The 13746-nt window shown below is 70.1% G+C and carries 9 protein-coding genes and 1 pseudogene; 5 read left to right on the forward strand and 5 right to left on the reverse strand.

The genetic code is table 11. The features are described from left to right. Nucleotides 1-59: 59 nt before the first annotated feature. Nucleotides 60-1337 (forward strand): GAF domain-containing protein, encoded by a 1278-nt coding sequence (locus IH50_RS0121825; protein ID WP_037872692.1) that lies wholly within the window; start codon nucleotides 60-62, stop codon nucleotides 1335-1337. A gap of 102 nt (nucleotides 1338-1439) precedes the next feature. Next, nucleotides 1440-2963: an aldehyde dehydrogenase family protein gene (locus IH50_RS0121830; RefSeq protein ID WP_030864812.1), complete on the forward strand. Its 1524-nt coding sequence runs from the start codon at nucleotides 1440-1442 to the stop codon at nucleotides 2961-2963. 264 nt (nucleotides 2964-3227) lie between these two features. On the opposite strand, the gene IH50_RS0121835 is transcribed toward IH50_RS0121830, so the two are convergent. From IH50_RS0121835 to IH50_RS41715, 3 genes and pseudogenes are all read right to left on the reverse strand, one after another. After that, the gene (locus IH50_RS0121835; RefSeq protein WP_030864814.1) at nucleotides 3228-5504 is read right to left on the reverse strand and encodes a GmrSD restriction endonuclease domain-containing protein; all 2277 of its coding nucleotides are present in this window, start codon (nucleotides 5502-5504) and stop codon (nucleotides 3228-3230) included. Nucleotides 5505-5831: 327 nt separating this feature from the next. Continuing rightward, nucleotides 5832-6232: pseudogene (locus tag IH50_RS0121840) on the reverse strand (transposase); the annotation flags it as partial. Nucleotides 6233-6273: 41 nt separating this feature from the next. Next, nucleotides 6274-6855: a hypothetical protein gene (locus tag IH50_RS41715; protein WP_158801285.1), complete on the reverse strand. Its 582-nt coding sequence runs from the start codon at nucleotides 6853-6855 to the stop codon at nucleotides 6274-6276. Nucleotides 6856-7352: 497 nt separating this feature from the next. Here IH50_RS41715 and IH50_RS0121855 point away from each other — a divergent pair, with 497 nt between their 5' ends. Next, nucleotides 7353-8819, forward strand: coding sequence for a hypothetical protein (locus IH50_RS0121855; protein WP_030864821.1), 1467 nt, complete (start codon nucleotides 7353-7355; stop codon nucleotides 8817-8819). A 234-nt stretch (nucleotides 8820-9053) separates the two neighbouring features. After that, nucleotides 9054-9485 (forward strand): hypothetical protein, encoded by a 432-nt coding sequence (locus IH50_RS0121860; RefSeq protein WP_030864824.1) that lies wholly within the window; start codon nucleotides 9054-9056, stop codon nucleotides 9483-9485. Between the two features lie 318 nt (nucleotides 9486-9803). Here IH50_RS0121860 and IH50_RS0121870 read toward each other — a convergent pair whose 3' ends face one another. Further along, nucleotides 9804-11225, reverse strand: a complete 1422-nt coding sequence (locus tag IH50_RS0121870) for a DEAD/DEAH box helicase (RefSeq protein WP_030864832.1) — start codon at nucleotides 11223-11225, stop codon at nucleotides 9804-9806. A 420-nt stretch (nucleotides 11226-11645) separates the two neighbouring features. Next, a complete protein-coding gene (locus tag IH50_RS0121875; protein ID WP_030864835.1) occupies nucleotides 11646-12590 on the reverse strand; it encodes an SDR family oxidoreductase in 945 nt (314 codons plus the stop codon). Nucleotides 12591-12831: 241 nt separating this feature from the next. Between IH50_RS0121875 and IH50_RS0121880 the strand changes: the two genes are divergently transcribed. Continuing rightward, nucleotides 12832-13674 (forward strand): helix-turn-helix transcriptional regulator, encoded by an 843-nt coding sequence (locus tag IH50_RS0121880; RefSeq protein ID WP_030864838.1) that lies wholly within the window; start codon nucleotides 12832-12834, stop codon nucleotides 13672-13674. Nucleotides 13675-13746: the final 72 nt, after the last annotated feature.

Raw genomic sequence — 13746 nt, forward strand, 5'->3', positions numbered from 1 at the left:
TCGCCCCGCGCGCGCCGGGCGACGATGTCCCCCAGCGCATCGCCCCGCGGGAGGCCATGGTGACCGATCCCTGGGTGGCCCTGGAGCCAGGAGCCGACCCTGCCGAGCGCGTACGTGTGCTGCACCGGGCGCACGATGCCTTCACCGAGGCCGGTACGGTGCCGCGCCCGGTGCGCGGCGTGGTCGCCGAGTCGTGGCGGCGCTCGGCGCGCGCCGGGGTGCACCCGGACGGCACCGCCGACATCGAACTGACGGGCAGCGACCTCGGGGCCTGCCGGGCCGAGCACCCGCTGGCGCGTGTGATGCCGCTGTTCCGGGAGTTGCTGGGCACATTCGCCTCCGACGGCCAGCACCTGCTGGCGGTGTGCGACGCGCACGGCAGGCTGCTGTGGGTCGAGGGGCACCCGTCGACGCTGCGGCGGGCGCGGCGGATGAACTTCGTGCCGGGCGCCCGGTGGTCGGAGAGCGCGGTCGGGACGAACGCGCCGGGCACGGCGGTCGCCGTGGGCCGTCCGGTCCAGGTGTTCGCGGCCGAGCACTTCGCGCGGCGCGTACAGCCGTGGACGTGCGCGGCGGCCCCGGTCCACGACCCCCGCACCGGGCGGCTGCTCGGTGCCGTGGACATCACCGGCGGGGACGGTCTCGCGCATCCGCACAGCCTGGGGTTCGTACAGGCCGTGGCACGCGCGGCGGAGTCCCGGCTGGCGCTGCTCGCCCCCGGGGGCCGGACTGCCGGCGGGCCCGGACTGGCGGCACTGGGCCGCGACCGGGCGGTGCTGACGACGGAGGGCCGCAGGATCCGGCTCGGCCGCCGGCACAGCGAGATCCTCGTCCTGCTGGCCGGGCGCCCCGACGGCCTGACCGGTGACGAACTGCTGTGCGCCCTGTACGAGGACGAGTCGGTGACGCCGGTGACGCTGCGCGCGGAGCTCGCCCGGCTGCGCCAGGTGCTCGGGCCGGGACTGCTCGCGTCGCGGCCCTACCGGCTCGCGGTACCCCTGGAGTCGGACGTCGCCGTCGTCGAACGCCGACTGGCGGCCGGCGCGGTCACCGACGCCCTGGCCGCTTATCCGGGTCCGTTGCTGCCGGCCTCACGGGCCCCGGCCGTCGTACGGCTCAGGCGCCTCCTCGCCGACGGTCTGCGCGCGGCGCTGATCGACCGCTCGGATCCCGACCTGCTGGCCGACTGGGTCCACGCGCCCTGGGGCGAGGAGGACGTGGAGGTGTGGCGGGCGCTGGCCGCGGCCCGGCCGACGGCCGTGAACCGGGTCCGGCTGGCCGCGCTCGAATCGGAACTGAGGGCCCCGGACGGCTGGGCCCGCCCCGGGGACCGGTAGCGACGCGGCCCGCCCGCAACGTGGTCGCAACGTCCGTGTCCTTACGCTCCGGCGCGGAGCTGCCCAACGGCGGGCAGCGCTGCCGGAGGAGGCCAGTTCCGCATGACCCGTTACGCGGCGCCCGGGAGCGAGGGCGCGATCGTCTCCTACCAGTCCCGCTACGACCACTTCATCGGCGGCGCGTACGTGCCCCCGGTCGCGGGGCGGTACTTCGAGAACCCGAGCCCGGTGAACGGTCTGCCGTTCACCGAGGTGGCGCGCGGCACGGCGGAGGACGTCGAGGCGGCGCTCGACGCGGCGCACGCGGCCGCGCCCGGCTGGGGGCGCAGGCCGGCGTCCGATCGGTCCGACATCCTGCTGAAGATCGCCGACCGCATGGAGGCCAACCTGGAAGCACTCGCGGTGGCGGAGAGCTGGGAGAACGGCAAGCCCGTACGGGAGACCCTGGCGGCCGACATCCCGCTGGCCATCGACCACTTCCGCTACTTCGCCGGGGCCGTGCGCGCCCAGGAGGGCTCGCTCAGCGAGGTCGACGACGACACGGTCGCCTACCACTTCCACGAGCCGCTGGGCGTCGTCGCCCAGATCATCCCGTGGAACTTCCCCCTTCTGATGGCGACATGGAAGCTCGCGCCCGCCCTCGCCGCGGGCAACGCGGTCGTCCTCAAGCCCGCCGAGCAGACACCGGTCTCCATCCACTACTGGCTGAGCCTCGTCTCCGACCTGCTGCCGCCGGGTGTGCTGAACATCGTCAACGGCTTCGGCCCGGAGGCCGGCAAGCCGCTCGCGTCGAGCCCGCGGGTGGCGAAGGTGGCCTTCACCGGCGAGACGTCCACGGGGCGGCTGATCATGCAGTACGCGGCCGAGAACCTGAAGCCGGTCACGCTGGAGCTGGGCGGCAAGTCGCCGAACATCTTCTTCGACGACGTGTGGGAGAAGGACGACGAGCTGCGCGACAAGGCCCTCGAAGGGTTCACGATGTTCGCGCTGAACCAGGGCGAGGTGTGCACCTGCCCCTCCCGGGGGCTGATCCAGCGCGGCAACTACCCCGACTTCCTGGCCGCGGCCGTCGCCCGCACCGAGCTGATCAGGCCCGGACACCCGCTCGACACCGACACGATGATCGGCGCGCAGGCCTCCAGCGAGCAGCTGGCCAAGATCCTGTCCTACATCGACATCGGCCGGCAGGAGGGCGCCAAGATCCTCACGGGTGGCGAACGCGCCGAGTACGACGGTGATTTGAAGGGCGGCTACTACATGCGGCCGACCATCTTCGAGGGCGACAACCGGATGCGCGTCTTCCAGGAGGAGATCTTCGGCCCGGTCGTCTCGGTGGCCTCGTTCGACGACTTCGACGACGCGATCAAGATAGCCAACGACACGTCGTACGGCCTCGGCGCGGGCGTGTGGACCCGCGACATCAACACGGCCTACCGCGCCGGGCGCGCGATCCAGGCGGGCCGCGTCTGGACGAACTGCTACCACGCCTACCCGGCGCACGCGGCGTTCGGCGGCTACAAGCAGTCCGGGATCGGCCGGGAGACGCACAAGATGATGCTGGACCACTACCAGCAGACGAAGAATGTTCTTGTTTCATACAGTCCGAAGAAACTTGGGTTCTTCTAAAGCCGCAAATTGGGCGCCTGGCGTAGGCTTTACCCTTTCCGGCACCCATAGGCTGAAGCGACCATCCGTGACCGTTCAGCATCCTTTCGAACTCGTCCACCGCGGATCGGTGCCCGCTCCGGACCAGCCACGGACCGGCTGAGGTGCTACCTTGCGTCGTCCGCGGCGGTGCGAAGTGTACGAAAAAGTGCGGACGACGTCGGGCGCCGGACGTGATCACACGGCGGCATGCTCGCGGGTTGTTTCAAGGTAGGTCCTCTTCGATCACCCCCAGTGCTCCTCCCGGTACCGCAGGAGACCCTCACCATGCAGCTGCTTGGTGGCGTTACCGACCCGGACCCAGAAGTCGGTGGCCGCGCTGCCGCCTTTGGCGGGCCTGGCGAACACGGCCTTGCCGGCTGCAGCCACGCTGACCCGGCAGACGACACGATCGGCCACCTCGGGAAAACTGATCCGCACGGTGGTCGCGGTCGGGGCCGACAGGTTGTCATCGAGGACTTGGCGTACGAACAGTTCGTAGCCATCGAGGTCAGCCTGCTTCGGCAGGGTGGACAGATCGTTCTCGATTCCTAGTACGGTCCCGTCGTCACCGACGCCGACGAACAGATTGCCGCCCTCCCCGTTGAGGAAACCACAGACCGTCTTGACGAGATTGTTCTGCAGGGACTTGTCGTACTCCCCGGTGTGCACGTTCCAGCGGGCACTCGCCTTGAACTCGGTGCTCTGGGACTCACCGGCGGCGATCAGATCGGCCGCCGCGGTGGGCACGTACGCGGGTCGGTCCGCGCTGAGCGTCTCGAACGCCTCCCGTACCACTTGGGCGATCAGCTGGCGGCGTCGTTCCAGGAAGGCCGCATAGTCGAGCTGCTCCCAGCCGACCGGCAGCGCGTGCCACAGGGCCTGCCGCCTGACCACCTCCGGGTCCATCGCCTCGGTGATCCTGGGCCAGTAGACGTGAGGTGCTTCAGTGTTGCTCTTCTCGCTTGCCGGCCACGTCACATATGCCATGTTGGCGATGGCGTTGACCTGGCGTTTGTCGGTGATACCAAGACCCGCGAGGGTCTCGGAGTTGAACAGACGGTCCCGGGGAACCTTCCGGGCGGGCCTGGCCGCCGGATCCATCAGGTCGCGGATGTGCTGGTCGCCGCACAGCAACTCGGCGTCCAGGATGTTCAACGCAGCCTGGTAGGCGAACACCACCGGGGAGTACGACGATGAGCTGTCGAGTCTGTTTGGCAGGGAGATGTCCCAGTAGTCACCGGTGAAGTGCGCGGAGATGATCCGGGTGAGTTCTGCGGCGAACGCCTGGCCGTCACCCTGCGGCAGGCCGCCGATCCGACCCAGATCAAACTCCATCTGCGACTCGGGGGAGTTAGAGTAACGGCCGGTAGTGTGCACCATGAAGAACCAGCGCGCGATGACCGGACGGAGTTCTTCCGCCGACAGCCCGAAGTCGTGCAGTCCGATCAGCCACAGCGCGTAGCTATACAGCAGGGCGGTGTCAGAGGTGATCATCTTGCGGCTACGGAAGCCGGCCGCGGTGATGCACTGGAAAAACTCGTGCCAGCTGGTCAGATCGAGGACCTGCGTGTGCGCCTGCGCCAGCCGTTCGAACTGTTCCTGGCGCCGCTCGGCGGAGACCTTTCCGGTCTCAAAGTCCTTGCCTCGCAGCACGTTGTAGACGTGCTGGAGCCGGGCACGCCGGAAGGCCACGGCGACAGCGACGCGCAGGAGCTGGTCCGGGCTGGGGTCCAGGAACGGGTTGCGCGGGTTCGGTCCGGGAAGTCCCGCGACCACCGCGGCCCGGCAGAAGTCCTCCAGTTGACGTCGGCCCTTCTCCCAGTGCACCGACATCAAGGTGAGGATGAAGTCGGACTGGTTGAGCTTCACTCCCTGGAAGTTGATACGGACGAAGATCTCCGCGACCTGCTCCTCGTCGGCTGCGGCGTCCAACTCCACCACCTGGAAACGGAAGTCGTGCAGGCCCCGGACACGGTCAATCCGCTCTTCCAGCTCGTCCCTCGTCGTGGTCGGCAGGGGCTCGCCTGCGGCCTGTTCGAGCCGGTGGAAGAACTCCCGGACGGCGCCACGGTGGCCGCCCGGGGCCCAGAGCTTGGTGATGTCCGGGATGTAGGCGGTGTCTCGCTCGATTGCCGCGTCCGTGACCTCGAACGTCTGGTCCTGCGGGTGGAAGGCGATCCGCAGTGTGACCTCGTCGAAGGACTTGTTGACGACCTTACGCCCGGTGAGTACGGCGAACAATGCGGTGAGCCGCTGCTGCCCGTCCACGACCAGCCGTTGGGGCGCCCGGTCGCCCGTTCCCGTTCCGATCTGCCGGGTCCCCACCTCGGCTCCGGTCTCCCAGAACATCAGGGTGCCGATCGGGTAGCCGCGGTACATCGAGTCGAAGAGATCGCGGGTCTTCGTCGCGGACCAGACGAACGGCCGCTGAATGTCGGGAAGCCCGATCCTTCCACCCTCGATGTCCTCTATCAGGTGCCGAAGGGTATAACCCGTGTCGCGGTAGAGGGTGGGTGGCACAGTGCGGGCTCCTCACGTCAGCGGGTCAGTCAGGGCGGATGCTTCGATTGCTTCAGCGACTGAGACAAACAGAGAAAGAGAACAACATCAGAGACTTACCACGGGAGTTGCTCTTGTTGCAGCAAAGTTGAGGTGCCGATGGCTGACCGCTGGCCGTCGATCAAGCAGAGCGAGGTCGTCGTCGATGGCCATCGGGCTGATCTCTGCGGTCGTGCAAGCCACGGCGCTACGCCGGGCCGGCGGATCATCGGCAGCAGCCCTGCCGCATAGTAGGACCGGCCCCGAGCGCCCCGGAGCAGGCGAGAATGGTGCACTCGATCCTGCGGGCCTGGATCCAGGAAGACCTACAGCATCAACTGGGTGCCCTCCCGAGAGGCACCTTTTGCCGCCCGGACGCTGACCGAATCGATCGCGCACCGCGACCAGTCCAGCTCGCGCCGCGCACCGAGTGCGTCGAGGACGACCTGGTGGAGCCTGGTCCACACCCGGGCCTGGCTCCACCGGGCGAAGCGCTGGTAGACGGTGGGCCAGGCCGGCCCGAACACAGGCGGCAGCTGCCGCCAGGTACAGCCCGAGGCGGCCACGAAGATGATCGCCGCCAGGCATTCGCGGTCACCAGCCCGACGCCGCCCGCCACCCTGCGGACGTATGACCTCCGTCGGTGGGACCACCCGTCGGAACAACACCCACAACTCGCCCGGAACCAACCGCTCAACCAGATCCGCCATGCACTGCTCAACGAACGATCACGCCATCAGAAACGGCGTCTTTAGACGACATGAGTGAAGGCGCGGTACTCCCGAGCCACCAGCTCCACCTCGTGGGAATGCCTGTTGAGGTACTGCCCGATCGAGACGATCTCGCCATCAGCCGCAATGGTTGCGTACGCCTGTGCGTACCCGCGAGAATCCGTGTCCGAGGAGTAGACGCGAGCACCCTGATCTTGATGTATCCAGATGCGGTGCTCTTCGGCCACTGTCGCCTCGGACCCAACGGGTCCGATCTTCTCCAGGAGCACGTAGTGCAGCCCCAGGAGATCCAAGAGCTCTTGGTCACGTTCCCACACGGCCCCTGCGTACATGTTGCTCATCAGGAACAGCGGATCGCGGTACACAAGCCGTACCGCATCGGGCAACGACATGCCTCGGCCGTTCCAACACAGGGCGCCACGTACCGAGTGGCGTAGGCCGTGGCGGGGTACGGCTTCACCCATGACCATGGGCAGGAGATTCTCCAGGCTGTCTGGCCACCCATGGGTGATTGTTTGCAGGAGGTCACAGGGGTTGTAGACGTGCAGTCCGACGTCTCCCTCACCAACCTTCGGGCCCACTTCGTCGAGCCAACCGGCCACCAGCGAATCTGAACCGTTCCGGAGTCCCTACCGAACCCGGAACGGTTCAGACTCTCCCGAGTCAAGAGGCTCTGACCTGCAATTCCATGCCCGCACTGAACTGGCATAGGCGCCCCTGGACGGTCTCTACAGCCTGTGCCATGTCGTACCGCAGGACTCGCACGTCAACACCACAGATCACGCATCAAGATCCGGACCAGGTGCGGACCAAATCAGCCCAGAAGCAGATGATTACACCCTCTGCCGCAGGTCAGAGGCGACAATGAGCGTGTACCACCAGCAGACGAAGAACCTGCTGGTGTCGTACTCGCCGAAGAAGCTCGGGTTCTTCTAGGAACACCGAGTCAGACGCCTGGAGCGGACATCGCCCTCCAGGCGCCCGTCACCTGTCCGAGGGAAAAGCGTCCGGAGTGCTCGCGCTACTTCACGGGCCCGAAGTGGAGACCGTGCCCGGTACGGCAGTTGACAACTCGAACGCGGCACATCAAAGTCCCGGCGTGAGCGAGATCAACGATCTGACGCCGGCCGAGACACGGGTATGGCGCGCCTTTCCACGAGGTGAGTCCGTGGACTTCCGCGCCGCGGAGAACGAGGACCCGGCACTCGGCGGCACCTGGGGCACCGAGCGGACCGTACGGGCGAGTGTGCTCCGGACGCTGCTGCTCAGGGTTCCGCAGGAGGAAGGGGAGATCGCCGCGCTCAGGATCACGGGGGCGCGGATCACCGGCGTCCTGGACCTGAAGTACGCCACCGTCGCCGCCGCCGTCCGGTTGAGCCACTGCCACTTCGACGGCGCTCCCGAGCTGTACGGTGCCCAGCTGCGCCAGCTCAATCTGTGCAAGTCCGTTCTGCCGGGCCTGACCTCGGCGGCTTTGCGGGTCGAGGGGGTGCTGCACCTGACGGACTGCCGGATGCTGGGGCCGGCGCGGCTCGGCGGAGCCCAGATCTCCGGGCCGCTGTTCATGGAACGGGCGCGGTTCACGGCACCGGACGACTCCGAACCGGCGCTGCAGCTCAACCAGGCGGTGATCGGAGGTGACCTGTGGGCACCGGAGATGCGCGCGCACGGACAGGTCCGGCTCACGGGCGCCTCCGTCGCCGGACGGATCAACGTTCAGGACGCCGAGTTCGACAAGTCCGACGGCGTCGCGCTGGACGCGCAGAACCTCGAGGTGGGAGCCCATGTACGGGCGCGGTGCGTACGCGTGCGGGGCCGGATCGAGCTCCGAGGTTCCCGCATACCGGGCCGTCTCGACCTGCTCCACGCCCGCCTGTCGCACCCGGGAGACACCGCCCTGCGGGCGAGCAGTTGTGTCATCGGTGAGCTCTGGCTGCGCGGGGGCGATCGCATCGAGGGGGCCCTGAATCTGCGGCGCTCCCAGATAGAGATCCTGACCCTCGAGCCGGAAATGCTGCCGGACCAGGTGCACCTCAGCAACCTCACGTACACCGTGCTCACTCCGCACGAGCCCGCCGAGCGCCGCCTTCCGATGCTGGAGCGGGACGACGACCGGTACGAGCCGTACGGTTACGAGCAGTTGACAGCGGCCTACCGCCACGTCGGTGACGACGACGCGGCCCGGCTCGTCCAACTCGCCAAGCAACGCCGCCGACGCACCACGCTCACCTGGTACGGACGGCTGTGGGGGTACGTCCAGGACGTCACCGTCGGCTACGGCTTCCGTCCGTCGCGCGCGGCCGTCTGGCTGCTGTCCCTCATGACCATGGGATCGATCGCGTACGGCCTGGACCACCCACGCCCCGTCAAGGCGGACGAGGCCCCCGACTTCAACCCTGTCTTCTACACCCTCGACCTGCTCCTGCCGGTCGTCAGCTTCGGCCAGGAGCCGGCGTTCGCCCCTGACGGCTGGTACCAGTGGCTGTCGTACGCCCTGGTCATCACCGGCTGGATCCTGGCGACGACGATCGTCGCGGGCGTGTCCCGTACGGTCAGCCGCCAATGACCCCCTTCAGCCGGTCGAGCACGTAGTCGGCGGCGCATCCCCGTCCGTTGCCGGCGCGGCGGCCAGGGAGTGAACGCGGTCCGTGAACCGCTTCGGACCGGTCACGGCCGTGGAGTCGCCGCACCTCTCGTACACCGCACGCGTGACGGCGTCGGGCGCCGGCGGATCCTCCCGGCCGGAAACCGGCAGAGCGGGCCGCGCACCGCGTCGCCGGTGGTCGGGCATAATGCCGCAATGAGCACCATCGTCGAGTTCTTCATGGCGCCGGACGACGCGTCCGCCGCTCTGGCCCTGCGAACCGGCCCGGGACGTGCCGAGTCGCTCTCCTTCGGCAACTTCGATGCCGAAGAGGCCGTGGTCGAGTGGGAATGCCTTCTCGTGGGTGGCGGTTTCGAGGAACTCGTCGAAGCCGGCGAGCCGTGCGTCGTCGCCGGCCGGGACGATGCCGGGTGCGTCGTCCTCGCTGTCTCGCCCCGGCTGTCCGCCGCACTCGCCGACGCCGAGCGGTCCCGGTTGCGGGAGGTCGCCGTCGCGTGGGCCGCGCGGCGCGCCGAGGACGGCGAGGTGATCGGCACGGAGATCGCCGAAGTGATCCTGGGAGATCTGGCCGCTCTCGCCGGCGACGCCCGGCGCCAGGGCCAGGAGGTCTACTGCTGGGTCGCCTAGGGCTTCGGGTTCGGCGCCGGATCGTGACGGACGTCGCGGTGGCGGTGCCGGGGAACCGAACCGGATGCGCGATCGGCGTGCCGGCCGGCTTTCCGGTCGTCCCCGGGTCTCCGACCGGCTCGGACGGCCGTCCCGCTCAGAACGGTCTCCACCGCGAGTACCCGGTCGGGAGGCTCCGCGCGTTCCTTGGCGACGGCCACGAGGCACGCGGGTGCCTCACCGTCCGGCACCGCGCTCACGTATCCGGAACCGGCGGGTGACTTCGCGGTGGTGTCGCTCGTGGACGAGGACACCACCCGGCGGTCCGGGCGGCCGGGGTCAGCCGCCGCGCCGGACCCGGGCCGCCTTGCGGGCCTCCGCGAGCTTGCGGGCCTCGCTGCTCTTGCGGGACGGCCTGCCACCGGAGCCGCCCTTCGCGTCCTTGGCGCTGCCCAGGCCGCGGAACGGGACGTTGTGGTTCTTGGGGCGCGCCACGGCCGGGCCGCCGTCGAGGGACTCTCCGGAGGGGGCCCTGGCGCCGGTGATCCGGCTCAGCTCCGCCTCGCCGGACCGCACCTTGGTGACCTCGGGAGCGACGCCGGCGTCCGCCATGACCTGGCTCGTCTCGCGGCGCTGTCCCGGCAGGACGAGCGTCACGACGGTGCCGGAGCGGCCGGCCCGCGCCGTGCGGCCCGCGCGGTGCAGATAGTCCTTCGGGTCGGTGGCCGGGTCGACGTTGACCACGAGGTCGAGGTCGTCGACGTGCAGTCCCCGTGCGGCGACGTTCGTCGCCACCAGCGCGGTGACCTGCCCGTTCCTGAACTGGGCGAGGGTCCGGGTGCGCTGCGGCTGGGACTTCCCGCTGTGCAGGGCGGCGGCGGACACGCCACTGGCCCGCAGATGTCGCGTGAGCTGGTCGACGCCGTGCCTGGTGTCCAGGAACAGCAGGACACGGCCGTCCCGGGCGGCGATCTCCGTGGTCACGGCGTACCGGTCCGGGCCGTGCACGACGAGGACGTGGTGCTCGATCGCGGAGAGCGCGCCGGACGAGGGGTCCACGGAGTGGACGGCGGGGTCACGCAGGTAGCGCCGCACCAGCTGGTCGACGTCACGGTCGAGGGTGGCGGAGAACAGCATCCGCTGCCCGTCGGGACGCACCTGGTCCAGGATCCCGGTGACCTGTGGCAGGAACCCCATGTCACACATCTGGTCGGCCTCGTCCAGGACCACGATGCGCACGCGCCCCAGCCGGCAGCCCCCGCGTTCGACGAGGTCGTGCAGCCGGCCGGGTGTGGCGACGACGATCTCGGCGCCGTCCCGCAGCACGGCGGTCTGCCGTCCGACGGACACTCCGCCCACCACGGTCGCGAGCCGCAGTCGCAGCGCCTCGGCGTGCGGGGTGAGCGCCTCACCCACCTGCTGCGCCAGCTCCCTGGTGGGCACCAGAACGAGCGCCAGCGGCTCTTTCGGCCGCGCGCGCCGCCCTGCCGTCCGGGCGAGCATCCCCAGGCCGAAGGCGAGCGTCTTGCCGGATCCCGTACGGCCCCGGCCCAGGACGTCCCGTCCCGCGAGCGCGTTCGGCAGCGCGGCGGCCTGGATGGGGAAGGGCACGGTCACACCGTGCTCGTCGAGCACCCGCAGAACCTCGGCCGGCAGCCCCAGCCCCGCGAAGGACGTCACCGCGGGCAGCGCCGGAGCGGCCCCTGGCGCCTCGGGCACACGGTCCTGCCGCCAGGCGTCGGTACGTGCTGATTCGCTCACAGAAAGCCTTCCTCCGAGGGACCGTACCGAGGAAGGCCCGGCAGGGACGCGGTCACCGGCCAGGGACACCGGCACAGCGACACCGCAAACAGCCAACGCTAGCACGGGGCACGCCGCGGGCCTCCCATGACCCCTCCGGCGCGCCGCGGGTCCGGCGGCCTCCGAGCCGCGCGGAACTTCACGTCGGCCGTAGGCCGTGCCGCACACTCCCCGCCGACCACGCGCCGTCACGTCGGGGCCAGGTATCGCACGGGAGGAGCGAAAACGCGGCTGGAGCCGCCGGTCGGCCCGCATGGGTGAAGGGCGCGTCGTCGACACGGCCGGGAGCCGGCCCGGGATACGACGGGAACGTCGTTGACGAGGGCCAGGCCGGGTCGGCAGCCGTCGGCGCGGGCTCCGCCGTGAACCGGCCGTTCGCCGTCACGCGCAGCGCACCCCGGCCAGTTCCTCGGACCGTTCCCAGATCCGACGGGCGTCGTCCGTGCCGCGCAGACGGCTGTAGAGCTTCTGCCGCGCGGGCGGGCCGCCCAGGTGGCCCGGGCCGCCGGGGCCGTAGAACGCTCCGCGTTCGGCGTGCGGCGACGTGGCCGCGTACAGGGCGGGCAGGGGTGCGGTGCGGATCGTGCCGAGGAGGACGCCCCGGGCGGACAGGGCGCGGATGACGCGTACGCCCAGGGTGTCCTTCCCGCGGCCCATCTCGGGGCGGGCGGCGAGCAGGTTCGTGGGGGCGACGCCCGGGTGGGACAGGTTGCTGGTGACGCCCCAGTCACCGGCCGCGCTGCGGCGGTCGAGTTCCAGGGCGAAGAGCCCGAGGGCGATCTTCGACTGGCTGTAGGCGCGCATGCCGCTGTAGGAGCGTTCCCAGTTGAGGTCGTCCCAGTTGATGGCGTTCCGGTTCGCCGCGAGGCTGATCTGCGAGGTCACGCGCGCCCGGCCGGCCCGCAGCAGGGGCAGCAGGTGGGCGACGAGGGCGAAGTGGCCGAGGTGGTTGGTGCCGAACTGCAGCTCGAATCCGTCCGTTGTCGTCCGGCGCTCGGGCGGTGTCATGACGCCGGCGTTGTTGACGAGCAGGTGGATCGGGCGGTCCTCCGCCAGCAGGGTCCTGCCCAGCGCGGCCACGGAGGTGAGCGCGGACAGGTCCAGGGTGCGCGGTGACACGTCCGCGTCGGGGACCTGCGCACGGATCGCGGCGAGCGCCGCCTCGCCCTTGCGCGGGTTGCGGACCGGCAGGAGCACCTCCGCGCCGGCGGCCGCGAGCCGGGTGGCGATACCGAGTCCGATACCGTCGCTCGCTCCGGTGACGACCGCGCGCTTGCCGGACAGATCGGGGACGGTGATGTCGGTGTCGGTGTCGGTGCGTGGCATGGGTTCGCTCCCTCGTGGTGTCGGTGCTTCCACCGTGACCGAATCCGCCGGCGCGGTGCAGGGCCTGCCGATCCCCTGATCGCGAGGCCGGGGATACGGCGGCCTTCCGCGGTTTTTGCGGGCCGGCGCCTGGTGACAGGCAGGCTGTGGCCGCCTTGGGCGGCGGAGAGGGGGATCGACGATCCGTGGCTGCGCCGCCGTGGCGGCGATAGAAAGGGGAACGGCACGAAGGAGAGGACCCATGGAGATCGATCGGGCCGGGCTGGCCGCCTTCCTCCGGCGTCGGCGGGAACTGCTGCAGCCCGAGGACGTCGGACTCCCGCGGGGACAGCGCCGCAGGACCAGCGGCCTGCGCCGCGAGGAGGCCGCGGCGCTGTGCCACATGTCGACCGACTACTACGCGCGGCTGGAACGGGAACGCGGACCGCAGCCCTCGGAACAGATGATCGCCTCGATCGCGCAGGGCCTGCGCCTTTCCCTCGACGAGCGTGACCATCTGTTCCGTCTGGGCGGACACAACCCACCCGTCCGCGGCGCGGCCGGCGAGCACATCGGCCCCGGCCTGCTGCGCATCCTCGACCGTCTGGCCGACACCCCCGCCGAGATCGTCACCGAACTCGGGGAGACCTTGCGCCAGACCCCGCTCGGTGTGGCCCTGACCGGCGACACCACCCGCTTCACCGGACCGGAACGCAGCATCGGCTACCGCTGGTTCACCCTCCCGGCCACCCGCGCGCTGTACGCACCGCAGGACCACGCCCTGCTCTCCCGCATGTTCACGTCCGGACTGCGCCGGATCGCCACACTGAGAGGCCCGGGCTCCCGCGCGGCCCGCTACGCCGAGCTCCTCCTGGGACGCAGCGAGGAGTTCCGGAGACTGTGGGACACGCACGAGGTGGGTGTCCGCCCCGGCCAGGTCAAACGCTTCCTCCACCCCGAGGTCGGGCTCCTGGAGCTGAACTGCCAGTCCCTCCTCGACCCCGACCAGTCGCACCACCTCCTCGTCTACACCGCCGCCCCCGGCTCCGAGAGCCACGACAAGCTGCGCCTGCTCTCCGTCATCGGCACCCAGACCGTCGGCTGACCACGCCGCGGACGCGCACCCGCGTCCCGGCGCCGGCCGGCGGTTCCGGGGCGTTCCCGGGCCGGCCGCGGC

The sequence above is a fragment of the Streptomyces sp. NRRL S-37 genome (assembly GCF_000721605.1).
In the GTDB taxonomy this organism is placed as follows: domain Bacteria; phylum Actinomycetota; class Actinomycetes; order Streptomycetales; family Streptomycetaceae; genus Streptomyces.

What these genes read in the sequence shown, in the direction of transcription:
- IH50_RS0121830 (WP_030864812.1), top strand. Translation starts at nt 1,440, where the DNA reads ATGACCCGTTACGCGGCGCCCGGGAGCGAGGGCGCGATCGTCTCCTAC.
- IH50_RS0121860 (WP_030864824.1), top strand. Translation starts at nt 9,054, where the DNA reads ATGAGCACCATCGTCGAGTTCTTCATGGCGCCGGACGACGCGTCCGCC.
- IH50_RS0121875 (WP_030864835.1), bottom strand. Translation starts at nt 12,590, where the DNA reads ATGCCACGCACCGACACCGACACCGACATCACCGTCCCCGATCTGTCC.
- IH50_RS0121880 (WP_030864838.1), top strand. Translation starts at nt 12,832, where the DNA reads ATGGAGATCGATCGGGCCGGGCTGGCCGCCTTCCTCCGGCGTCGGCGG.